This is a genomic window from Eubacterium uniforme, assembly GCF_900167115.1.
Classification (GTDB): domain Bacteria; phylum Bacillota; class Clostridia; order Lachnospirales; family Lachnospiraceae; genus Eubacterium_S; species Eubacterium_S uniforme.
The window spans coordinates 56,705-82,662 of record NZ_FUXZ01000008.1; the positions used below are offsets into that span (position 1 = coordinate 56,705).

Here is a 25,958-nt window from a genome sequence, read left to right on the forward strand (position 1 = left end):
ACTTGTTACAAAAATATCTTTTTTGTTTTACCACTATCTGCCAACATTTTCACTCATCAAACCACATTTTCCCACAACAATTTCACGTTAAAATTTCAAAGACTTTAAAAGAAAATGAACTAATCTTTATTGAAGATATTCCCGGCAAAAAATCGATATTACATTATAAAAGACTCCACCCCATAGGGTGAAGTCTAATTAATATACTTAAGGTTATCCCCCATCTCCTTTTCAAATTCCTTCAGAAATGATTCCATAAAGGAGTGCCTTGCATTTGCTACGATTCTGGCTTCGTCCGTATTCATCTCATCCTTAAGAAGTAGGAGTTTATCATGAAAATGCTCTATAGTTTGTTCAAAACTTCTACCGTTCTTCCCACCATAAGCAAATGCTCTAGCGATACCAATCGCTCCGATTGCATCAAGCCTGTCTGCATCCTGCACAATTTTAGTTTCTATGGTATTAGGCTTTTTGCCTTTGTTCTTGCTATACGATACCGCATTAATTATCGCACAGATTTCCTCTATTCTTTCATCGTCAACATTCTGATTTTTAAGACAATTACGTGCATTTTCATTGTTTGTGTTTTTAGTCAGTTTATAATCATCAACATCGTGAAGCAATGCTGCATATGCTACTAATTCCTTATCACATTCATCATAATGTGCTGCAATTTTCATCGCTTCATGATATACGCGCATAGTATGCGCCACGTCATGCCCATCTGAATTATTCTTAAATATATTTCGTATATAATCGACTATATAAGTTATATCCATATTACGTAATATTTGCTATTGCTTTCCTTCCCTAATTTTAGCTAATCCTCACTATTGATTTGTACAAATTTTTCTTACTTTCCCCTAACCATTTCCTTTATAAACAATCGCACTCACCAATTGCTTTCTTAAGTGTATCTGCTGATTCCTTTAGCTTACTTAATTCATCATCACTAAGCTGAATTGGTACAAGGGCTTCAACACCATTTCTACCAACTATCGCAGGCATACTAAGTGAAATTCCATAAATTCCAAACTGTCCATCAAGGTAACTTGATACTGGAAGAATAGATTTTTCATCTCTGACAATGGCTTCGCATATACGCTTTACACTCATTGCTATTCCATAGTATGTTGCGCCTTTTCTATTTATGATTTCATATGCACTATTCTTAACCTGCTCTGCGATATCCTGCATTGCCTTTTCGTGGTTATAAAAACCTCTCATTTCACAGCACTGACTAAGTGGGATACCGGAAACATTTGCTGAGCTCCAGGCAGCTATCTCGCTGTCGCCATGCTCACCGATTATGAATGCGTGTATGCTTCGGCTGTCAATTTCTAAGTGCTCGCCAAGAAGGTATTTAAGTCTTGCTGTATCAAGTACTGTTCCTGAGCCGAATACTCTGCTCTTTGGAAGTCCTGATAATCTCTGTGCAACTGTTGTTAAGATATCAACTGGATTAGCTACAACTAAGATTACACCTTCTACATTTCTCTTTGCGATTTCGGGCATAATCTGGCCAAATATCGCAACATTCTTCTTTACAAGATCAAGTCTTGTTTCACCTGGCTTCTGATTAGCGCCAGCTGATATTATGATTATTGAGGCATCAACGATATCATCGTAGTCGCCTGCATATATTTTCATTGGTTTAGAAAATGGAAGTCCATGCGCGATATCAAGCGCTTCACCTTCCGCTTTTTCCTTGTTTGCATCAATAAGCACCATCTCTGAAAATAATCCACTTTCCATAATTGAAAAGCATGATGCTGCCCCAACAAAACCACAACCAATCATTGCTACTTTTCTAATATTCATATTTCTTCTCCTTTTAATCACGTATAAATTTTTAATTACATAAGTTATTATATCACAAAAAAGCATGTGAAAATTCAAACTGTAATTCTCACATGCTTTACATTCATCTATTATCTAATTCGAAGTCCAACAATCCTATAAACTCTCATGGAATGTTCTACTAATAACATCCATCTGCTGTTCCTTAGTTAAGTTAATAAACTTAACAGCGTAACCTGATACACGAATTGTGAAGTTAGCATACTTAGGATCATCAGGATTCTTCATAATATCAAGAAGTGTTTCCTTATCGAATACGTTAACATTTAAGTGATGAGCACCCTGGTCGAAGTAACCATCAAGTACATTAACAAGGTTGTTAACTCTTTCTTCTTCATCATGACCAAGTGCACTTGGATTCATAGACTGAGTATTTGAAATACCATCAAGAGCCCATGAATATGGAATCTTAGCAACTGAGTTAAGTGATGCTAAAAGACCACTTGTTTCTGCACCGTAACTTGGGTTTGCACCAGGTGCAAGTGGTGTCCAAGCTCTACGTCCATCAGGCATGTTACCTGTGTACTTACCATAAACAACGTTAGATGTAATAGTAAGAAGTGAAGTTGTAGGCTCAGAATTTCTATATGTATGACGCTTCTTAATATCCTTTAAGAATGTATTTAATACCCAGATACCGATGTTATCTGCTCTATCATCATCGTTACCATATTTAGGGAAATCGCCTTCAGTTTCAAAGTCAACTGCAAGACCTTCGCTATCACGGATAACTTTAACCTTAGCATACTTAATAGCTGAAAGTGAATCAATAACATGTGAGAAACCAGCAATACCTGTAGCAAATGTTCTTCTTACATTTGTATCAATAAGAGCCATTTCTGCTGCCTCATAGTAATACTTATCATGCATATAATGAATTAAGTTAAGTACATTTACATAGATTCCAGCAAGCCAATCCATCATGTCTGTAAATCTATCAACTACTTCATTATAATCAAGATATTCTGATGTAATTGGTCTAGTAGCAGGACCTACCTGTAAGTGTGACTTAACATCCACGCCACCGTTGATAGCGTATAATAAACACTTAGCAAGGTTTGCTCTAGCACCGAAGAACTGTATTTCTTTACCTGTCTGAGTAGCTGATACACAGCAGCAAATGCTGTAATCATCGCCCCAGATTGGCTTCATAATATCATCATTTTCGTACTGAATTGAACTTGTCTTAACAGAAATTCTTGAAGCATATCTCTTAAAGCCTTCTGGAAGCTGTGAAGAATAAAGAACTGTTAAGTTTGGTTCAGGTGATGGTCCCATGTTTTCAAGTGTATGTAAGAATCTGAAACAGTTCTTAGTAACAAGTGGACGTCCATCCATACCAATACCAGCAACTTCAAGTGTAGCCCAAACTGGGTCACCTGAGAAAAGTTCATTATATGACTGAATTCTTGCAAATTTAACCATTCTAAGTTTAAGAACAAGGTGATCAATTAATTCCTGTGCCTGCTTTTCAGTAATAACACCCTTCTTTAAATCTCTTTCAATATATATATCAAGGAAAGTACTAATACGTCCAATTGACATTGCAGCACCATTCTGTGTTTTAATAGCTGCAAGATATCCAAAGTATAACCACTGAACTGCTTCCTTAGCTGTAGCTGCTGGTCTACTAATATCAATACCATAAGCCATAGCCATAGTCTTCATACCTTCAAGAGCACGAATCTGTTCAGCAAGTTCTTCTCTCTGACGAATAACTTCATCTGTCATTGTTCCATCGCCACAGTTTCTCTTATCTTCTTTCTTCCATTCAATAAGCTGATCAATACCATAAAGAGCAACTCTTCTGTAGTCACCTACGATACGTCCTCTTCCGTATGTATCAGGAAGACCTGTAACAATATGACTCTTTCTAACAGCTCTCATTTCCTCTGTATATGCATCATAAACTGCCTGATTGTGAGTTTTATGATACTCAGTAAATACCTTATGAAGGTTCTTATTTGGTTCATAACCATACATCTTAATAGCTTCTTCAGCCATTCTTATACCACCATATGGCATAAACGCACGCTTAAGTGGCTTGTCTGTCTGAAGACCAACAATCTGTTCTAAATCCTTAAGTGCATCATCAATGTAGCCCGGACCATATGAAGTAAGACTAGAAACTACATCTACTTCCTCTTCAAGAACACCACCATTATCTCTTTCAGCTTTCTGAAGAACCTGAACCTTATTCCAAAGTCTATTAGTAGCATCTGTAGCATCTTCAAGAAAACTTTCATCACCTGTATAAGGTGTGTAGTTATAAGTAATAAACTCTCTTACATTACACTCTTCTTTCCAAAGTCTCCCCGTGAAACCTTCCCACTCTTCATAGTTAAGAACTACTTCTTTTTGCATCGTGCATCCTCCTTCATCGATACATGTCATTTGACATATTTTCCTCTAAGTTTTTCCTCATAAACCCGGGTATACGGGTTCAAATATTTATAAATGTTTAAAAAACATAACTAGCACTTTTTAAATCTATTTTGCTTTTCCGTCTCAAATTATAATCACATCACAAATTATAATCTTTGATTTAAATCAAGTTTTGCATATTTATTTTGATAGTAATTATCATCTATTTTCACAATTATTGATTCAAATCAAGTTTCGCAGCATAACTTTCTTGATTCAAATCAATAATAAATCACTCAATTTCTAACTATCTATCTCTTTCTTCCAATACATGTATTACTTCTTTGGAATTTAAAATCTCATCTATTCTTTCTCTTACAAAATCAGGTTTAATTACAACATTCTTTATGTCCTCTACCGAAACCCATGCAAGTTCCTCACCTTGATCTGTAATCTTCTTGCAATTCTTTATATCCTCGGGTGTAACCTTCATAACATAATAAAACTCTAAAACATGACAATCCTTAGCATCCATTATGCCTCCAACTCCCTTAAAGAAGTTTTCACAAACAACTGCTAGATGATCTGCTTTTAATTTCATGCCTGTTTCTTCAAAGATTTCTCTTTCTATACACTGCACTGAAGTTTCACCAAGTGTAACTCCACCGCCAACCATATAATAGTATCCACCCATAAATTCACTCTTAACAAAAAGCATTTTGCCATCACAAATAACAAATCCTCCTGTCCTATATCTAAACCAGTTATTCTCTTTAGTAAAACCACAATCGTATGACATAATGCCTCCTCCAAGATATTAATATTTCTCGACCCAATACAAATATCTATAATATATAATTTTTTAACCTTTATCTACTGACATAACAACTGAATCTTCTTATAATCAATTATTTCTAATTTACCCTTGCCAGCTCGTTTAATTAAACCTTCTCTTTCTAACTGTTTAAGCTTTCTACTTACGGTTTCCATACGAAGATTAATACTTGCAGCAATATCATCAAGTGTAAGTTCAAGATAATCCGTAGTTCTACGCTGCTCGCTATAAACTAAGAATCCTGCAAGTCTTGCAAGTGGATCTTCCATGGCAAGATAAATATTTCTAGCATTTGCATCATGAAGTTTTTGGCTTAATAAAACTATAACCTTCTTAGCGAAATGCTTCTTTCTAAGCATTTTCTCAAAATCCTCATTACTTATCTTGTAATACTTTCCCTTTGTAAGCCAAACGCCAGTATATGGATAAGTACTATTATTAAGCAAAAAACTTTCCCATAAAAACTCATGCTCCGAAAAGATACCAACTATACGCTCCCTGCCATTAGCATCGTATCTAGTAAGTTTTATACTGCCCTCATCAATTAAATATACACCTTCAACCTGATCGCCTTCATGAAATAGTGCGCTATTCTTTCTAGCCTTCTTATATATGGAATTTTCAAGAAGGGAAACTAATTCCTCACTATCACCGAATCCGGCAATATTCATGGTATTATATGCATTCATATCATTCACCTCGCAAGTGTTCTACTTGCATAAATCATTTCCATCCTGTCATAACTGCTAAAACAGTCCCTCATCCTAAATAACAAATCAAAACAAAACATTAAAACAAACAAACCATAATATGAAAAACAAAATACACCCCTACTTAGGGGTGTATTTGTAATAATCTAGAATAATCCAGAAATCTTTCCATTCTCATCTACGTCTATCTTAACTGCTGCTGGTACTTTTGGAAGTCCTGGCATTGTCATTATATCCCCTGTAAGTGCAACTATAAAACCTGCTCCTGCTGAAACCTTAAGATTTCTAACTGTAATTTCGAAATCCTTAGGTGCACCAAGCTTAGTCTGATCGTCTGTAAGAGAATACTGAGTTTTAGCTACACAGATTGGCATATTACCAAATCCCTGAGCAGTAAGCTGATCAGCCTGTTTCTTAGCCTGTGGTGTTAAAACCACACCCTTACCACCGTATACTCTCTTAACGATTGTATCAATCTTCTCCTCGATACTACCTTCAAGCTCATATGAGAAACTAAAGTCATTAGGTTCCTCAACTAAACGAAGTACTTCCTTAGCAAGAGTAATTCCGCCTTCGCCACCCTTAGCCCAAACTTCTGAAAGTGCAACATTAACACCTAACTCTTTACACTTATCTTCAACAAGTTTAAGTTCAGCTTCAGTATCTGTTGGGAATCTATTAATAGCCACAACACAAGGAAGTTTATATACATTTTTAATATTATCTACATGTTTAAGTAAGTTTGGAAGACCCTTTTCAAGTGCTTCAAGATTTTCAGCACCAAGATCTGCCTTAGCAACACCGCCGTTATACTTAAGTGCACGAACTGTTGCAACCACAACAACTGCATTTGGCTTAAGGTCTGCCATACGACACTTAATATCTAAGAACTTTTCAGCTCCAAGGTCAGCGCCGAAACCAGCCTCTGTAATAGCGATGTCTGCAAGCTTCATGGCCATCTTTGTAGCTGTAACTGAGTTACATCCATGTGCAATATTAGCAAATGGTCCGCCATGAATAATAGCTGGAGTATGTTCAAGTGTCTGAACAAGATTTGGCTTAAGTGCATCCTTAAGTAAAGCTGTCATAGCACCTTCTGCATGAAGGTCACCAGCTGTTACTGGCTTTTGTGTAGCAACTGGACCATAAGTATAACCGATAACCATACGGCTAAGTCTTTCCTTAAGGTCTGTGATGTCATTAGCTAAACAAAGAACTGCCATAACTTCTGATGCAACTGTGATATCATAACCATCCTCACGTGGAGTACCGTTAACTCTACCACCTAAACCATCTGTTACAAAACGAAGCTGTCTGTCGTTCATGTCAACACAGCGCTTCCATGTAATCTTTCTAGGATCTATATTAAGTTCATTACCTTGGTAAATGTGATTATCAATCATTGCTGCAAGTAAGTTGTTAGCAGCACCAATAGCATGGAAATCACCTGTAAAATGTAAGTTAATGTCTTCCATTGGAACAACCTGTGCATATCCGCCACCTGCTGCGCCACCCTTTACACCAAACACTGGTCCAAGTGATGGTTCACGAAGTGCAACACAAACATTCTCTCCAAGTCTTGAAAGTCCATCTGCAAGACCAATTGTAGTTGTTGTCTTACCTTCACCTGCTGGAGTTGGGTTAATAGCTGTAACTAATACAAGCTTTCCATTACCTCTGTTCGACTCCTTAAGAAGTGAATAATCAATCTTAGCCTTGTACTTACCGTACTGCTCTAAATACTTCTCATCAATGCCTGCTGTCTTTGCAACTTCTGTAATAGGTTGCATTTCTACTTCCTGTGCAATTTCGATATCACTTTTAAACTCCATTACATACCTCCGTTTACAACATATAGTGCTGTATGAATAACTATACCACTATATGGTGTTTTTTTCTACCGTTTTTTAAAAATAAAACTGTCTATTTTTTATCAATATATTAAAGGCTTTATTTTAAGCCATTTAATCAGTCACTTGTATATTATACTTGATTTTAATCAAATATCAAAGTTTAAATATATATAAATTTTCTATCATATATCATAGTTATACAGAATATTCAACATATCATCTATTATTGATCAATTTTTCTATATCTGCCTGTATAAGTCCTAGTTCTTCAATCATCTTAAAACCATGATACATGTTTGTATCAAGTCTTATTGGATGATGGGCATCCGTACCTAATACTACTTCTGCTCCCAGATCCGCTGCTATTTCCCAAAACTGTCTAATTGGATAGTTTAAGTTACTAGCTTCATCAGGATGAAGTGCAGTTTTACATATACCACTAACATTTAATTCAAGTGGTACATTGCATCCAACTGCAGTTTCTATAATGAACTTTGACATTGCGTATACTTCATCGTTCCAAGAAGGCATTTGCTGACCAAATAAATCTGGATGATTAACATATAAGAAATGTCCACTTTCAATTACATCCACAATGCTATTGGTATAACTTTTCATCATATCAGTATCCATGCTCTGTCCATGAACGCCTCGAAGACCACCTTCATATGGATAAACGTGAACGCTACCGGTTAAATACTCTATACCCTTTTCTCCTAAAAGAAAATCTCTATAATAACTATCAAATTCTTTAAAATAATCACATTCAAAACCTGTATATAGCTTAAGAGTTGGATAATCAATTCTTGCCTGATTAATGCTTGAAATATAGTCATCTAACTCACTAAAATCCATTCGAATACCAGGAATCGGCTCGTTATCTGGAAATGGATTGTGATCTGTAAATCCTAATGTATCAAACCCACGCTCTATTGCTCTTTCACAATAATCATACACATCACCCGTTGCATGATTACATCTATATGTATGAGTATGGAAATTTTTAAGATGTCCTCTATATGAATCTGGCAATTCAGGATTTCTTCTATAAAAATCATCATTATAATCAAAATCAAACAAATCGGCATCTTTAGGCTTATTTAATGTATTTATATACTTAGTCTTGTCCATATTTTTCTCCTGTCCTATTACATTAACCCTTCCCTAAATCCAAAACATCTTACTTCCCCATATAACGCATAAAAGATGGGAGAAAAATCTCCCATCTAATTAATACTTAATTTTTACAGCGATAGTATCTTTCCACTTAAAACCTTCTGTAAAGTCAAGTACAAATACCTGATCGCCTACTTTATATCCAAATTTAAATCCATAATAATCACTTCTTGTATCATCAACCTGTAATCTACCATGTAAGAATTTCATCTTTTCATTAGGTTCATAACCTGTAACAAATCCCTGTTTCCACACAAATCTGCCATCTTTGATAAACTTGATTCTTCTCATGTACATAAATACAATTGCTGCTGCTGAACCAATCACGATTGCAATCATAACAATTCTAAAAATTAATGCTACATGATTATTATTCCACATTGCTTCTAATATTCCTAATATGAAATATACAACTAAAAGCATCAAGCATCCAACAATTGATAATCGTTTAAATGCTAAATCTTTCTTAATAATCTTTTTCTCTTCCTCACCCATTAATTCGCCTTCTAACCAGCTATCCATGTGCGACCTCCTTAATTCCTATAATCCTTTTTTCTTTTTCTTTCTCTTATATAAACGCATTCAACAACTCTATTATAATACTTTATTAAAATAAATCAAGTTTATGTAACATTTTATTTTCCATCCATAAAATGAGTCCAATATTGAGACTCTACTTCAGGATATCCATATTTTTCTTTACCATCTTTTATGGCCTTAATTAAGAACGCCATGTTTCTTGCAAGATTTCTCATAGTCTGAAGGCCCTCTAGATCTTTCTTTACATCTTCAGCACTAAATCCATGAACCTGATTCCAATATGTACTTGCAGCTATCGGCATTCCACTTATTGGAAAATATTTATTTAAAACATCAAAAGTTGCTGTATTTCCTCCTCTTCTACAACTAACAACTGATGCTCCAACTTTCATTTGCTTAGAAAAATTCGTACTATAAAAAAGTCTATCCAAAAATGAAAGAAGTGTTCCATTAGGTGAGCCATAATATACAGGGCTTCCAATAACTAGTCCATCAGCTGCTTCAAACTTAACAGCAACTTCATTAACTAAATCATCAAAAACACATTTGCCCCTTTCTCCACAAGTATTACAGGATATACATCCTCTAATTTCTTTATTTCCAACATGCAATATTTCAGTTTCAATACCTTCCTTGTTAAGCTCATTTGCCACTTCCAAAAGAGCTGTATATGTACAACCATTTGAATGCGGACTACCATTAATCAATAATACTTTACTCATTTTACATACCTCCGTATCTTCTTACCTCTCGTTTAAACCTAATATTCATTATATAATACTATATCAAATAAAAAAAGGAGCTAATTAACTCCTTTTTAACAATTACAATGAGCCACTTTGCTAAATGCAAAGCGACTCATCTTAAAGCATGCAAGGTTTAATCCTCTCCTCTCGATGCTCTTCCAACCTCTGCGCCTGCATCTGTTAAACCTACCAATTGTGAAACAAATGGTGATAACAACACTGAAAGCACATAACTTAATATTAATGTTGGAATCAATAACTTTCCCCAGCTTCCTAACCACATAATCGGTAGTGGTGGCATATCAGCAACTGCTGATGCTGGAGCTTTACTTCGTCCCATAGCAACTCCAAAGAAACTAACCACCAAACTTACTATCAAGGTGTTACCTACTGAGAACGGAATTGCATTAAGAAGAGTAAACTTCATTGCTGGAGGTTTCGCATGAGCCTTTTGGGCAAGAGCTCTTCCCATTTTACCAAGTGGTAAACACAATGCAACGATAATACCCACGGTAACTGATAATAAGATATTTGATATGTACATCATTGGAACTGGCACAGACTTCATTGCCTTTGGATTTCCTTTCAATACGAGATATGCTGAAAGCGCTCCCATCGCTGCCGACATAATAATCGACATAACGAGCCCCATAGTACGTTCCTTCTTTTTCATATCTTTAACCTTCCTTTCGACTCTTGGTTCTTCACAATTAACCAATATTCTACAATCAGATTTTGGATATGTGCAACACGGATGTATATACCCTGTTAGCTTGTCATATTGTCTTCTTTTTTCAACCTTCTCCGGTATAAACACATCACCCAAAACAAGTTTCGATCTGCAAAAACCACATTCACCGCTTCTACACTTACTAGGCGCCTTTATTCCTGCGCGTTCCATAGCAACAAGAAGTGACTCTGTGGCCTTTGCATCTACAACCCTTTCCTTCCCGTCGTTAGTTACAACAGTTAACTTATATATACTTTCTTTAAATTCATTTATGAACTCGCTATCACGTTCTCCAAGTTCATATTCCCCATAAGCATCATATCTTATATATTTTTTCGCTATATTAAGTTTTATTAATTCTCCGTCTAGATAATCATACATAGCCTGACTTCCGCATACAAACACGGAATATTTTCCGTCGGCATTGTTAGTATCATTTTGATACTTTCTAATTATGTCAGCGGTTATAAACCCATGTTCAAATCCATCTTTTTCTTCATCCGACAGCACGTAAAAAACTTTAACTTTCCCATTACTTCTTTTTGAAAGTTCATCAAGTTTTTCTTTTAACAATATATTTTCACTATTCCTACTTCCATAGATTATAGTTAAATTAAAATCTTCCGTTCCATCACATATAGCTTCTGCCATAGAAACAAATGGTGAAATACCGCTACCACCTGCAAGACCATATACAAACTCTGCATCCCTAAGGCCCTCATAATAAAAGAAACCTTCAGGTCCAGATATTTCTAAACTATCGCCAACCTTTAATTCTTCGTTAATGTATTTGCTAGCGAATCCATCCGCCTTTGTTTTTACAAGTATTCTATATTTACCTTCAAAAGCTTCTCTTGGAGATGAGCATATTGAATAAGGCCTTGTTAAAACTGAACCATCTATTTTTAAAAACAAGCTTACGTACTGACCCGCTCTAAAATAAGCAAGTTTTTTAGTTCCTAAATCAGGGTTTGCACAAAGTGTATATATCTTTGCATCCGCCAAATCCTCAATGTCTGTTATTTTCACATGCTGTACTTTCGGATGCAAATTCTTTGCAAGAACATTTGCATTATATTCATACTTTGGCATGGAATCTGCCGCTTCACTAATTACCTTTTGTCTTTTAGATACAATATCTTTAACTTCAACGTCCGGTACATCATTTAAGTACTTATTTTCCATTTACACGCCACCTCCCATAACATATCCAAGCACCTGATAACCTACCCTGTTACCAGATGTATATGTTGGAAGGAATCCTGATAACATCTCTCCATGTGCACCTACAAAAAATAGTCCCGGAACCGTTCTTTCACTTCCCGCCGAAAGCATTCTTGAAGACATTCCATCCCATCTTTCAGAAACATAACCATATACAGAACCCTGTGGAGATTGCATATATCTAGCAAATGTCACAGGACTTGCTATTTCAATCTCTTCAATATGTTCACGAACATTAAAGCCCATAATACTTTCAAGTCGATCAATCATTTCACTTGCAACTTTTTCCTTAGTTCTTACATAATCTTCTTCGCTTATATTTGCCCATACATCCTTGGTATAAGACTTTGTAAGAATCATAATTGTTGTTCCCTTAGGTGAACAATCCGGAATTGCAATATTAGGACAACACACATCTATGGCATATTCATCACCATCAAAACTTCCCGCACTTTTATATAAAGCCTGTGTGTCCTTAGTTGTACTAATAAATATTGTATAATCCTTAATTCCAACTTCTTCAGGTGGAATATCCAGTCCTAAATAAACACTAAATGCTCTAAATCCATATTCACGTGCATTTGCTTTTTGTAGCTCTAGTTTTGGAATAAGCGATTTATCGTCTAGCATCTTTGAATAAACAACTTCAGGAAATGCATTCGATACAACGGCTGTTGCCTTAAATACTCTTCCATCATCAACTTCCACGCCACATACTGCACCATCTTTAGTTAAAACTTTTGTTACTTCCGTATCAAACAAAAATCTTGCTCCAAGTTCACATGCACGATTCATTATAGCTACTGATAGCTGATGAGATCTCATCTTTGGTATATGAGCCCCCTGTACAAAGAATCCGTAAATCATCAATATATATCTACTTGCATCTATTGTATAAATATCCGCTCCCTGATATGGCCAGTATGCAGACATTATATCAATGCACTTTTCACTCATGTTTATATATTTAAAAAACTCTCCCGTTGACATCGACATTATCTTAAGAAAGTTTGAATGTTCATTTTTTAAAACCTCAGGATCTGGATTTCCCCTTGATTTTCCTATATATTCCAAGCCTTTAGTAATATCATCGTACGCCAAAAAAAACTTTTCAAAAGCCTCTGAATCTTCAGGGCATACCTCATTCATATACTTTATAACTTTTTCTTTTCCATGTGGAATTGTTACATCGAGCGAACGCTCTTTGTCTTTTTCGATAATAAATCGGAATGCATCCTTTATGGTAACCATATCTACCTTAATTCCAAGTTCATCAAAAATCCGTCCCAAGTCTCCACGCATCTCACCTTCACCAAGATCTGGCATCTCATGCAAGGAAGCTTCAAACTCAAACCTCCCTCTTACGAAACTTGATGCAGCTCCACCAGGAAGATTATGTTTTTCGATAACCAAGGTTCTAAGACCCATTTTAGACGCTCGACAAGCCGCCATAAGTCCTCCATTACCAGCACCTATGACTAAAAGATCGTACTTGTCCTCCAAAAAACCACCCCCATTAGTCAAATATTTATACTTTCCCCTCAATATATAAATATTCTCACGACTTTTGGAGTTATTGCTAACTCATATATATAAAACCTTCATCTATTCTTCTTTTTTTCTTTTTTCGTGTAGCACTTAAAATATAAGGTTACTAGGTTTCAACACTAGTAACCTCCCCATTATTTTTTATACAAAGAAATAACCCCATCTTATTTCGATGTAATCTTAAAGTAAATAGTATAATATTTAATATGCGTTAACTATTACTATGAATATTGTACCATTTATTTTTCATAATTCCAACTACTTTTTTTCACAAAGTAAAAATAGTTTTCAAATCTCCTAAAAAACGCTTAAATTATAACCTTTAATTATCATTTTATCCATTTGACAACCCTTAGCAAATGCACTAAAATATTATTATTACGATTCGACGTAAAATATTTATAAACAAATTAAGAAAAGAGGTTAAAAACATGAATGATAATGAAAGAAAACCCCTTGTAACTAACATCTTCACAGCAGATCCATCTGCTCATGTATTTGATGGTAAAATTTACATCTATCCATCACACGATATGGATATCGATCACGAAGAAGATGATGACGGCGAACAGTACTGCATGGAGGATTATCACATCCTTTCAATGGACACTATCGATGGTCCTTGTAAAGATAATGGTTTAGCTCTTCATCAGGATGATATTCCTTGGGTTGGAAGACAGCTTTGGGCTCCAGATGCTGTTAAAGTTAATGGTAAATACTACCTTGTATTCCCTGCAAAGGATAAAGATGATGTATTCCGTATTGGTGTTGCAGAATCAGATTCACCTGTTGGCCCATTTAAACCACAGGATAATTACATCGAAGGAAGTTACAGTATTGATCCAGCAGTTTTACTTGATGATGACGGAAGAATCTACTGCTACAATGGTGGCCTTTGGGGAGGTCAGTTAGAAATGTGGCAGTCAGGAAGCTTTAATCCTGATGAACATCGTCCAGAAGGCGATGAAAAAGCTCTCGGCCCACTATTTGCTGAGTTTAAGCAGGATATGACAGGATTCGTTGCTGCACCTAAGATGATTGACATCTTAGACGAAAACGGCGAACCAATCAAAGCTGGCGATGAAGATAGAAGATATTTCGAAGGCCCTTGGATGCATAAATTCAATGGTAAGTACTATCTTTCATACTCAACTGGTACAACACACTATCTCTGCTACGCAGAAGGTGATAAGCCAGATGGTCCTTTCACATATAAAGGAAGAATCATGGAGCCAGTTATCGGATGGACAACACATCATTCAATCGTAGAAATTAACGGCGAGTGGTATTTATTCTATCATGATAGTGAATTCTCAGGCGGTGCATCTAACAAGAGATCAGTTAAGTATACAAAACTTAACATTGCAGAAGATGGAACAATTGAAACAATCCATCCATATGATCACCAGAAATAATATATAAGAAAACACCAGCCTAAATAGGCTGGTGTTTATTATATTACAAGCAAAAAATAATCTAACATATCCAAAATTTATTTCCTTCTTCACTTAAAAACCTAACTAAAAACTCATCAAAATCACTTGAAATTATTTCCCAATCAGATGGCAATTCTTCAAAATAACAATCAAGAATATCATAACCATATTCTTTTTTTCTGAATCCCAAATAATTATCCTCGCCTATAATTTTAGCAAAAATAATAATATCATCATCCCAATCTTCTTCATATGTATTTTTAGAATACTTCGTATATTTTTCTATCTCATCTAATCCCAACAATTTCAAGCCATCTATATTATCATAATTAAACAACTCTATCCCATCAGAAAAACACAATAAATCAACATACTGTCTAGGAAGCAAATCTATCAAACCATACTCTTTATCACTTATTTTAATACCATCTTTTTTAGTATTATATGTTATTATTTCATTTCCATTCGAATCTTTTATTTTTAACTCACAATTATTTTTTCCTTCAAATAATTTTATTAATAATTTTATCGATTTCATATTACATTTCCTTTCATGGATATGATCTCCACCAATTAGTAAAAGGTTGATGCTCCTCCGGTTGAACCAATGGTACTAAATTATCAAATGCATTTGTTCCACCTTTTGATAAAGGTTTTATATGATGAATATTAACATTTCCTTCCGGCCATTCTCTTCCTTGTCTTATCCACCACTCTTTAAATTCTTTTTTATATGCACTCGTAAACTTAACTCTCATCGTTTTTGAATTATTTGGAGTATATGGACCTTCCGGGAATGGAACCTCACCATAATCCTTTACGACTATTCTAGGATATTCTACGCCTTTTGAATTTAAAATTCTCTTTTCACCATTATTAGCATCAAAAATATCCTCTTCATTTGCAAATTCTCCTTTTGGCGATTTCTTGTCCACACTAACTAATCCTTCTTCATTAGCGAGCATTACTTCTCTAATTCTACCACTATTTCTAGCAACACAATCAACAACACCTTTAGCTCCAAGCATTACACCTGATACCATAAACATATCAGCTGCGCCGTTTAGCATACTATTTATAAATTCAGTTTTATCAAAATGGCCAGTTACTAATGAACTTACTCCATATATGGCTCCATTAAATATAGCTCCACTTATTGCACTCTTTGCCATTGTTGTGGCTACATATGTTGCTCCAACTCCTGTTGTTATGGCTATTGCTGCTCCAATTACACCAATTCCTACCTTTGCCCACGTAGGTAATCCTTCCACTTTTTCTGTAACATAATTAACTGTTTTAACAATAGGATCTACTATTGGTTTTACAACATTAGCAACCTTATCTGCAACATCGCTTATCTTTCCAACTAGCTCTGCAGCTTTTTTAAAGAATCTATTATTAGTTATTTCACAAGTAAAACTTCTTCCATCTCTATCAACATATGTTAATGGATTATCACCTGCATAAATGTAGCTGTTAACTCTACTTGGTTCATCAATACTTCCTACAACAGGATCTTTACTTATAAATCTCTTATCTATTGTACTATAGAATCTCTCGTATGCATACCATGTTGTATATTTATTATATCCTGTTTCATCTCCCAAGTCTTTTGATTCAGAATCACCATATACAGTACTACTTATCTTTTCATCCTGTAATGACTTTAATTCATCTGAATATACATATGAAGTATACGATGGTAGAATATCTGATGTTTTTAATTCTTCTGCTAGAATATCATCACTTTCTTTAATATCAATGTCTTCAACATTACCGAAGGATCCATATGATACTTCACCTGCTGTATTTCCAGATAAATCAAGTGCTTTTAATACACTACCCTTAGAATCTGTTATTAAAGTGTATTCAGTTGAATATTTATCAGAATTATTATCGCCATCTTCCTTTACAACTGTTTTTCCAAACAAACTAGTTGTTTTCTTGATAGTTTTTGTATTTATTTCTCCATCAACATTTAAAGAAACAGAAATTTTCTTATCGCCTTCATATACATAATTGCTATCTATCTTATATTGTTTATCAGTAGATGTAATTGTATTTTCGTCCGAATATTTCAATATTGATAAAATATTTTTTTCGTAGTAATAATCATCCTCATCTGTTGATGATACTGAAATTTCACTACTCAATACTGTTGGATTAGCATTAGTATAATCATATAAATATTGTTCATCTTTTATATAATTTTTTGTTTCTATATCCGATTTAACATATCCTAATGGATTATTTTTATACTTATAATCAGTTTTTCTACTTGATGTTTTTTCTATAAGTAATCCTAATGCATTATATAAATAAGTATTATCAATTTTTTCAGTAGTTTCTATATCAGTCTTATTACCTTTATCATTATTCTTAATATCCAATAATACATATGAACTAGTAAGTTTTCCGTCTGCATTATAACTATATGTCTTATTATAACTATCTGATTTTTCTGATAATAAATCACCTAATACATCATAATTATATTCAATTGTTTTTTTATTATTTGTACCAGTCTTTGAACTGCTTGTGGATTCTACTCGATTATTTAATCTATCACCATTATCATATGAGTATTCTACAACCTTGTTTCCTTTGGTTTCTTTAACAAGATTACTGTTAGTATCATATTGATACTTAGTTGTTGTTTTTTTATCTCCTTTTTCTGTTGTTTCAGTAGTTAATCTTCCATTTTTATCATAAGAATATTCAGTCTTTTTACTTGAAGAACCTTTATATTCTTCTTTAGATATTAGGTTATTTATAGTATCATATTTTAATGATTCTCTTAAGGCATCGCCTTCATATATTTTTATTAATCTACCTAATTTATCATATTCATACTTTTCATTTATATGGTTTGACTTTTTGGAGATTACCTCGTCAAATGAATTATACTCATATTCAAACTTGTCATTTAATGTTTTTATAGTTTTAATTTTGCCATTATTATATTCATAGCTTACTTTATCTCCATTTGGATAAACTACAGAAGTATTATTATTGTCTTTATCATAACCATACTTAACTGTTTTATTTCCATCACAAACAGAAACAATATTCGATAATGCATCTCGTGTGATGTTTACAGTATTATTCTTTGAATTTACATCGCTTGAAAATTCAATTAATTCATTATTATTATCATAAGAATAATTATAATTTTCTATATGTTTTCCTGTAATGATTGTTTTTCTAATATTGTTTCCATTTAAATCATAAGCATACGAAACACTACCAATGTCATTATTCTCTTTTGTAACATTTCCAAAGCAATCATAAGTATATTCTTTTTTATTTCCAAGTTCATCTGTTTCTAAAACTAAATTTTTGCATCCATCATATGTATACTTAATTGAACCATTATTTTTTATAATCTCACTTAGATTATCATTACAATCGTAAGAGTATTTAATTGAATTACCCATAGGTTCTGTAACTTTTATCAAATTACCCCTATAGTCATAATCATACTTTGTTTCATTATTTTTCGAATCTACTTTTGATGTTACTTTATCGAAAATATTATATTCATATTTTTCTGTTGATGCATCTGGATATGTAATCTTTATACATCTATCAAGATTATCATATTCATAAGATATGATTCTATTACCATCTTCCTTCTCATCAACTTCAATTTTCTTCGTAATATTATTATTTTCATCATATGAATATTCAGTAATACTTCCATTTGAATCTGTAACTTTTATAAGATTATTATTTTTGTCATAATCATATGATTCGTCAATCATACCTGATGATTTTTTTATCTTAAGATTATTGAACGCATCATAAGTAAACTCCGTATAATTACCGAGTGCATCTGTAATCTTTTTCGTATTATCTTTATCATTATATTCACATTTTGTTACATTACCATTTCCATCAGTGTACGAAACAAGATTTCCATATAAATCATAATCATATAAATATACTATTTTTGTGTTTTCTAATATAGCATCATCTATATCACCAGATCCTTCATCATCAGAATCATTTTCATCATCTGATGAATTAGTTTTATTTGATTTTTTAACTACTTTTCCGTCATAACTTATACATTTTTCAATTACGTTATTATCTACATCATATGTGTAACTAATCACTTTACCTGTACTGTATTTTTCCTTAGTTACATTGCCTCTTCCGTCATATTCATAAAAATACTTATTACCATTAGAATCTACCTTACGGATGACTCTTCCATTAACATCATATGTATACTTTATTTTATCCTTATATTCACCATTTATTTTTGTATAATCTGTTTCTGTTAAATTACCAAGTATATCATATGTATTTTTATATTTTTCAATCTTATTAGTATCACCATCTGCATCTTCGATGCTTTCTGTTAAAATTCTTCCAAGCTCATCTCTGGTATACTTAATTATATTTTCATTTGTTGTAACTGTTATAAGATTTCCAACAGAATCATATTCATAGTTTTCTTTCTTTCCTTCTGGATATGTTTTTTCTGTAACTCTTCCAGCATAATCATATGAATATCCATATTCGCGGTCACCATTTGTTTCCTTAATGAGTCTATCTTCTTTATCATACTCATATAAACAAACATTACCTTTTCTATCTTTTGTAGATGTAAGGTTTGAATTATCATCATATGTATATTCTACATATGTATCATCACAATAAATGATCTTAATTAAATTACCAACTTTATCATATTCATAAGTAGTTTTATTATTATGTTCATCTATATAAGACTTTACATTTCCTCTAAAGTCATATGTATATTCTTTTACGTGTTTTTCTGTTTTAAGATTTTCTCCGTCAAGATGTATCTTTGTGGCTGTTTCTTTCTTAACATTTCCATTTAAATCATATACATATGAATATGTCTTATCACCAGTTTTAGATTCAATAAGATTATTATTTTCATCATATGTGTTATATGTAGCTATGTTGTTTTCATCTATATAAACCGTAAGATTTCCATTAGCATCATATTCATATTTTTTAATGTTACCATTACCATCTTTTTCAGTTTTTATTCTTCCAACTTTATCGTATGAATATTCTTCTACATATGAATTTCCATTAGCATCCTCAATTAGATTTCCATCCTTATCAAGGTATTTTTTTGAAACAACGTTGCCATCAACATCATATTCATACTCTACCGTTAACCCTTGTGGATTGATTTCTTTTGATAATCTATTAGATTTATCATATGCATATTTCCATTTATTTTTATTCTCATCTGATTTAGATACCACATTACCATATGCATCGTATGATAACTCTACAATGCTCTCATCTGGATTAGTTGTTTTAACTAAATTTCCATAATCATCATATTCATATTTTGTTTTATTTCCAAGCTTACTAGTGTAAATAGTAGCATCACCAGCCACATTTAACTTCATGCTTTCTGTATTATCTCGTTTATCCTTAACATCAGTTACTTTACCATTCTTATCGAGTGTATATTCAATAGATTTTCCATATTCATCTTTTATCTCTTTTAAAACTCCTCGATAATCATATGTGTAATTAACACTTTCACCTTCGTTATTTGTACTAGATATAACATTTCCAAGTGCATCATAACTAAAGGATGTTATAAATCCTTCGCCATCCTTTATGTTCTTTATTCTTCCATCAGAATAATACTTGATTGTTTTAAGTGTATTTCCATCAACAATTTCACTTAGTAGTCTATTGCTACTATCATATTTATATAATGTTTTATACACATCTTTAGTATTCTCTGTATCTACAACTTTCTTCTCTGTTAATAGATTATTATCGTCATACGAATATTCTGTTTTTACACCATTTCTATCAGTTGAACTCATAAGTAAATAATCTTCGCTAGTATCATAAACAAATGATTCTGACGTTTTATCAGCATAAGCCACTTTACATATATCCTGTCGACTATTATATGCTATAACCCTTTTATTCTTATTATCCATATTATCGTTCTCTACGATAATTACAGGAAGTCCATCTGAATTATATTCATATGTTGTCTTGCTTCTTATATTTTCATCAACTTTTTCTAAATCACTAACAACCTGTTTTAAGTCATTATATTTAATCTCTCTCTTGCAATTTTTAAATCCAATCTGAGTATTTACCTTGTTAATCTCATCATAGATATATGAAAAAGTACCTTTTCCATTTACGACCTGACTTTTAACTCTTCTTTTATTGTCATATGAATTCTTAATTACAACATTTCCATTATAATCAGTTATAGTTTTAAGAAGCATTACTTTATCATTATTTTTAGTTGAATCACCAATAGTGAATTTTGATACTGACACTCCATTAACTACACTTTCTGATTTAGCATATTCTTTCTTATCACTGTTTTCTTCTGTATTATCTGTATCTTCATCTAATTCAATATATTCATATTTTTCCAAATCACCATTTGGATTCTTTTCAGAAATTAGATTATTATTCTCATATGCATACTCTATTTTTATGGTTTTACCATCTTTTGTAAAACATATTTCTGATATTCTGTCTATAACATAATTCCAAAATACTTCTATTTTTCCAGTATCGTTACTAATCTCCTTAAGAAGGCCTCCATCATATACAAGTTTTGTTTCAAATCCTTCAGAATCCTTAATGCTTATTAGTTTTTTATTACTGTTAAAAGTATAGACTACCCCCTTGTCATTCATAAGGATTTTATCTATTTTATCATTCTTCTTAATTACTTCTAAAGTTGAACCCTCTTTTGAGATATATTTTCCTTCGTCTAGTCCATTAAACTTCTTTTCATCATCAACTTTTCCATTTTTATCAAAAACATCATAATCATATGAACCATTTGATATTTTTTCAAAATTATATAATCTTCCATCTGGACATCTTATCTGAATACATGATTTTCTAGAGTCATTAGAATACTCATTATTATCAGTATTAACATTGCTGCCGTTCATTACAATCGGCAAATCTTCTATACCATAATCTTCAATCACATAGTCATAATTATGTCTCCATCCTCTACCAAAACTTTCATTATAATCATCCTGTGAATTATAAAATCTCTTAAAGTCTAAATATCTATATCCTGAAATTTTTAAATCATCAAATTCAGATTCAAAAGAACCTGTTAAAAGATTGATAGGATCACCACCAAATACATCCATGGAATTCTTTCTTGTGGCTTCTTCTATGTTCGCCGAATCTTTAGCTGTTGTTATAACACTAAAATATACATCCATAGATGCAGTGCTACCTTCTAATATTTTTAATCCATATGATGCAAGCTCTGTAATTACATCTTCTTCTTTTTCATTTAAAAAAGTAACTTGTGTCTTATATGTTACCCCAATAAATTCACCCGGTTTTAATTCATCAACATGTGCATTATCCACAGGCATACCTAATGGTAATGGAGTATCCGTAATATTATCTATGTCATCTACTTTCCCTATTGACAACAATCCTTTACCGTAAGTTGTATTTCCCGGTGATAACTGTATTTCTTCATCAATTGCAAAATTAAGATCATAAATACTTTTAGGAGATTTATTAAAATAATTAAATCTTATTGTATATGATCCTCCTGTTGCAGCCGTCTTTTCAAGTTCTATCAAAACACCAAGAGCTGACTGCATATAAACATTAACATATTCTTTTGACTGGAATAAATACTTAAATTCATAGTCAGCTATTTCAATTTCATTATCTTTTTCATCTGTCGATGTTTCATCTTTCTTATGCATCTTTCCTGTTACTTCTGCATTTATAAGATAACTTCCATCAATATCACCTCTTACATACCAAACTGTAGAAGCACTATTTTTAGTATCAATATCACCCAATGACTTATTTTTATCATTTCCACCATTGTTCATCTTTGCAAGAGATAATCCGTCTGGCAATTTAATTTCAGCATTAACATCTTTAGCGATCTCAACCTCTGAATTATTTACAACCATAAGTTCAACTTCAAACATGTCTTTAAGCCATGTATTAGTTCCTCTTATAATCATAAAGTATAAATTATGATTATATTCATCCACCCCCGGCTCTATACTAAAATCACCATATTTTGACCTATAATTACCCTCAACATCTATAACTTCATAATCTTTATTTACGAAGAATGAAAAACTCTCAGCCTTAACTGGACCTTTTATTTCAACAAATGTTAAATCTAATTCGTATTTTACAATTTGTCTATTTGATTCATCTTCAATATCAATACCAGCATTTTTTATTTCATCAAGTGTTAATTCTTTAACCTTAATATCACCTTTTATTGTGTCTCGAGTGCTTAAATAAATTACTGCTTTACCATTTTCCTTGCATACTGCTGATGTTGTTCTTAAATAATATCCATCAGCAGCCGCTGTTATATTTACTTTTCGATTTGGTGTAGTTAAAAACTCACAAATACCAATTGCAGAATTTTTCTCAGCAATTTTTTTATTATCCTCATCTGTAATATAAATATATGAATTTGGTATATATTCATCAGTATCTGTTGACTTAACCTCAACAGTAACAGAAACAAGGCCATCTCCACTTACATTTATTTCCAAGGTCTCTGTACTTGTTTTTCCGTCTTTATCCTTGACTGTTAATGTAACCATTCTCATTCCTGCTGATGTATATCTGTGCTTTACTGTTATACCATTAGCATAGTTTCCATCTCCATCACTACCTTCCCCAAAATCCCATGAATAACTAACAATTCCTGTATCATCAGTTGATTCACTTGCAGAGAATTCAATTTCTTCATATGCATTAATTTTATTTGCTTCCTTATCGATATTTATTTTCGCTACAGGAGCTTTATTTAATCTACCAACATTTATATTTAATTCTCTATCTTCATCTACTTCAAATTCTAATGTCTTTACATTTTTAATATTATAATCTGCAGGAAGTGATAAACATTTTAATGCATAATTGCCTTTTATCAACTTACCAACAAAAATCTTTCCGTCATCATCCGAAGCACCTGTGGTTGTTATGTATTTATATTTATTTCCTTCAATTTGTTTCCACAATTCAAAAACTGCGCCTGAAACATTTTTATTTGAATCATCAATTACTTTTAATGAAACATTACTATACTCGCTACACAAATATACTCTGTTTTCATCTGCAATAATATCTTTATTCTTTTCATCACTTACAGAAATAACATACCATACTCCATTATTAACAGCTTCATAAGACAAACCTTCTTTACCATCATAGTAAACAAAGTTATATTCCTCTATACTAATATCACTTTCAAAACCAATATTAATTTTATTTTTTGAATTATTATGATATTTAAATTCATCTTTAACCGTAATACTTTTATTATTTCCAAGCAATATATGAACATTATCATCATCTTCAAAGTGAATATTTTCCTTTAAAGTCAATTCACCATTACTATATATATCATCTCCATACTTTACCTTATTTAACTGTTTATTACTCGTATATAAACTTGCATTATTTCCTTTAAAACTAACATCATCAAGCTCAACGTATCCCTCATTATAAATAGCTGCACCTTTAGATGCATAATTATTCATCATATCCAAACAATTTGCATATAATTTTCCATTAGATGATACATTAATGCCTCTTTCACAACCATCAATTATATTTCTATCGGTTTCTATTTTCCCAAAGTATTCATCATCATATTCACCATTTTTTTCAAAATAAACACTACCAGAATTTACCTTAATACCATATGAAGGTTTACTTTCTTCTTTGCATTTATTTCCAATTTTCACACCATAGAAATATACATCTCCATTATCTACACTAACATTTCCACCGGTTCCATTTCTTGGTCCCCATGAACAATATCCACCTGTAATTTCACTATTATATATTTTTGATTCACCTTTACCAATAATATGAACTGCTGCAGAATTATACGGACATTGTGATCCTTCAATTTTACAATTATTCATATATAATCTTTCTGCTCTAATCAAACCACCACAATATACATACCCAAGATAGGTTTGTACATTATCCATTACAAGTATTCCAGATGACTTCACCAATCCACCAGAATTAAATGAAGATTGTGAATAAATTTCAGAAAAATATCCACCTGTAATATATGAAGTATTACTTGCATTTATGAAAGCTTTATCATTATTGCAATACAAATCACTAATTTTACTTCCGGTAAAATCCAATCTACCTCCATTGACATTTATTACTGGATTTTTCTTAAATACAAAACCTTTAATAATACCATTAGTGTATGAAAAATCACCTTCACAATTAATATTATATCTTTTCTCTGGTAAAGTACTTCGAACAGTATTATCCTTTTCATCTTTATAATATCCATCCATAGTAAAACCATCTAAAGTTAAACTAGCATCCTTTTCAACATTAAATAAATTAGCATTTGATGTTCCATCTTTATCTGGATTAAAATCACCATCTATAATAAATTTCTGTTTTTCATCCGATTCTATACTTTCTATAATTTCACCATTATCAGTTATTACTCCTGATTTGATAATTACTTTTTCACCATTTTTGATATCAATACCTTTAGTTAGTTTCAACTCACCACTAACTAATACTTCGATATTTTTATCACCTTTTTCTCTGGCTTCTTCAAGTACATCATAAATTGTTTCATATTTTTCTCCACAATAAAAAAAGTTTTTGCCATTATTTAATTCATCAGCAAAAACTTGTAAATCAAAAGATGTAAATAAAAGTGCACTTGATAAAAGTACAGCTACAAATCTCTTACCTATACCTAACTTCTTATTATTCTTAAAGTTTCCAATAATACGTCTCATTATTATGTAATTCCTTTCCATACGCAATTCTATCCGACATTTTATCACATTATAGCTATTAATACAATAAACATACCTTTACACAAACAAAAAAGTTCTAAGCTACATTTAACTTAGAACTTCTTTTATAATCATCTTTCCTA

The 25,958-nt window shown here is 32.4% G+C and carries 14 protein-coding genes; 1 reads left to right on the forward strand and 13 read right to left on the reverse strand.

The features are described from left to right. Positions 1–194: 194 nt before the first annotated feature. The 11 genes from B5D16_RS07020 to B5D16_RS07070 all read right to left on the reverse strand — a co-directional run bounded on the left by B5D16_RS07020 (position 195) and on the right by B5D16_RS07070 (position 13,541). Positions 195–779 carry an HD domain-containing protein gene (locus B5D16_RS07020; protein ID WP_078766286.1) on the reverse strand — a complete coding sequence of 195 codons (585 nt, stop codon included), beginning with the start codon at positions 777–779 and terminating at the stop codon, positions 195–197. Between the two features lie 97 nt (positions 780–876). Further along, on the reverse strand, positions 877–1,821 hold the full coding sequence (locus B5D16_RS07025; RefSeq protein WP_078766287.1) for an L-lactate dehydrogenase: 945 nt from the start codon (positions 1,819–1,821) through the stop codon (positions 877–879). A 135-nt stretch (positions 1,822–1,956) separates the two neighbouring features. Then, positions 1,957–4,224 carry a formate C-acetyltransferase gene (gene pflB, locus B5D16_RS07030; RefSeq protein WP_078766288.1) on the reverse strand — a complete coding sequence of 756 codons (2,268 nt, stop codon included), beginning with the start codon at positions 4,222–4,224 and terminating at the stop codon, positions 1,957–1,959. A 307-nt stretch (positions 4,225–4,531) separates the two neighbouring features. Next, positions 4,532–5,023, reverse strand: coding sequence for an NUDIX domain-containing protein (locus tag B5D16_RS07035; RefSeq protein WP_078766289.1), 492 nt, complete (start codon positions 5,021–5,023; stop codon positions 4,532–4,534). Between the two features lie 74 nt (positions 5,024–5,097). Then, on the reverse strand, positions 5,098–5,748 hold the full coding sequence (locus B5D16_RS07040) for a Crp/Fnr family transcriptional regulator (RefSeq protein ID WP_078766290.1): 651 nt from the start codon (positions 5,746–5,748) through the stop codon (positions 5,098–5,100). Positions 5,749–5,915: 167 nt separating this feature from the next. Next, on the reverse strand, positions 5,916–7,601 hold the full coding sequence (locus tag B5D16_RS07045; RefSeq protein ID WP_078766291.1) for a formate--tetrahydrofolate ligase: 1,686 nt from the start codon (positions 7,599–7,601) through the stop codon (positions 5,916–5,918). A gap of 237 nt (positions 7,602–7,838) precedes the next feature. Beyond that, the gene (locus tag B5D16_RS07050; RefSeq protein WP_078766292.1) at positions 7,839–8,753 is read right to left on the reverse strand and encodes a histidinol-phosphatase; all 915 of its coding nucleotides are present in this window, start codon (positions 8,751–8,753) and stop codon (positions 7,839–7,841) included. 99 nt (positions 8,754–8,852) lie between these two features. Further along, positions 8,853–9,320 (reverse strand): hypothetical protein, encoded by a 468-nt coding sequence (locus tag B5D16_RS07055; protein WP_078766293.1) that lies wholly within the window; start codon positions 9,318–9,320, stop codon positions 8,853–8,855. A gap of 113 nt (positions 9,321–9,433) precedes the next feature. Beyond that, entirely contained in the window at positions 9,434–10,060 is a 627-nt protein-coding gene (locus B5D16_RS07060) for a flavodoxin family protein (protein WP_078766294.1), read from the reverse strand. Positions 10,061–10,217: 157 nt separating this feature from the next. Next, positions 10,218–11,999, reverse strand: a complete 1,782-nt coding sequence (locus B5D16_RS07065) for an FAD-binding oxidoreductase (protein WP_078766295.1) — start codon at positions 11,997–11,999, stop codon at positions 10,218–10,220. After that, the gene (locus tag B5D16_RS07070) at positions 12,000–13,541 is read right to left on the reverse strand and encodes a phytoene desaturase family protein (RefSeq protein ID WP_078766296.1); all 1,542 of its coding nucleotides are present in this window, start codon (positions 13,539–13,541) and stop codon (positions 12,000–12,002) included. 476 nt (positions 13,542–14,017) lie between these two features. On the opposite strand from B5D16_RS07070, the gene B5D16_RS07075 reads away from it, so the two are divergent. Beyond that, the gene (locus B5D16_RS07075; protein ID WP_078766297.1) at positions 14,018–15,001 is read left to right on the forward strand and encodes a glycoside hydrolase family 43 protein; all 984 of its coding nucleotides are present in this window, start codon (positions 14,018–14,020) and stop codon (positions 14,999–15,001) included. Positions 15,002–15,062: 61 nt separating this feature from the next. Here the strand turns inward: B5D16_RS07075 and B5D16_RS07080 are convergent, their stop codons facing one another. Then, entirely contained in the window at positions 15,063–15,560 is a 498-nt protein-coding gene (locus B5D16_RS07080) for an SMI1/KNR4 family protein (RefSeq protein WP_078766298.1), read from the reverse strand. 13 nt (positions 15,561–15,573) lie between these two features. After that, positions 15,574–25,815 (reverse strand): PKD domain-containing protein, encoded by a 10,242-nt coding sequence (locus B5D16_RS07085; protein WP_159444322.1) that lies wholly within the window; start codon positions 25,813–25,815, stop codon positions 15,574–15,576. Positions 25,816–25,958: the final 143 nt, after the last annotated feature.

What these genes read in the sequence shown, in the direction of transcription:
- B5D16_RS07035 (WP_078766289.1), bottom strand. Translation starts at nt 5,023, where the DNA reads ATGTCATACGATTGTGGTTTTACTAAAGAGAATAACTGGTTTAGATAT.
- B5D16_RS07060 (WP_078766294.1), bottom strand. Translation starts at nt 10,060, where the DNA reads ATGAGTAAAGTATTATTGATTAATGGTAGTCCGCATTCAAATGGTTGT.
- B5D16_RS07045 (WP_078766291.1), bottom strand. Translation starts at nt 7,601, where the DNA reads ATGGAGTTTAAAAGTGATATCGAAATTGCACAGGAAGTAGAAATGCAA.
- B5D16_RS07080 (WP_078766298.1), bottom strand. Translation starts at nt 15,560, where the DNA reads ATGAAATCGATAAAATTATTAATAAAATTATTTGAAGGAAAAAATAAT.
- B5D16_RS07075 (WP_078766297.1), top strand. Translation starts at nt 14,018, where the DNA reads ATGAATGATAATGAAAGAAAACCCCTTGTAACTAACATCTTCACAGCA.
- B5D16_RS07055 (WP_078766293.1), bottom strand. Translation starts at nt 9,320, where the DNA reads ATGGATAGCTGGTTAGAAGGCGAATTAATGGGTGAGGAAGAGAAAAAG.
- B5D16_RS07020 (WP_078766286.1), bottom strand. Translation starts at nt 779, where the DNA reads ATGGATATAACTTATATAGTCGATTATATACGAAATATATTTAAGAAT.
- pflB (WP_078766288.1), bottom strand. Translation starts at nt 4,224, where the DNA reads ATGCAAAAAGAAGTAGTTCTTAACTATGAAGAGTGGGAAGGTTTCACG.
- B5D16_RS07040 (WP_078766290.1), bottom strand. Translation starts at nt 5,748, where the DNA reads ATGAATGCATATAATACCATGAATATTGCCGGATTCGGTGATAGTGAG.
- B5D16_RS07085 (WP_159444322.1), bottom strand. Translation starts at nt 25,815, where the DNA reads ATGAGACGTATTATTGGAAACTTTAAGAATAATAAGAAGTTAGGTATA.
- B5D16_RS07065 (WP_078766295.1), bottom strand. Translation starts at nt 11,999, where the DNA reads ATGGAAAATAAGTACTTAAATGATGTACCGGACGTTGAAGTTAAAGAT.
- B5D16_RS07050 (WP_078766292.1), bottom strand. Translation starts at nt 8,753, where the DNA reads ATGGACAAGACTAAGTATATAAATACATTAAATAAGCCTAAAGATGCC.
- B5D16_RS07025 (WP_078766287.1), bottom strand. Translation starts at nt 1,821, where the DNA reads ATGAATATTAGAAAAGTAGCAATGATTGGTTGTGGTTTTGTTGGGGCA.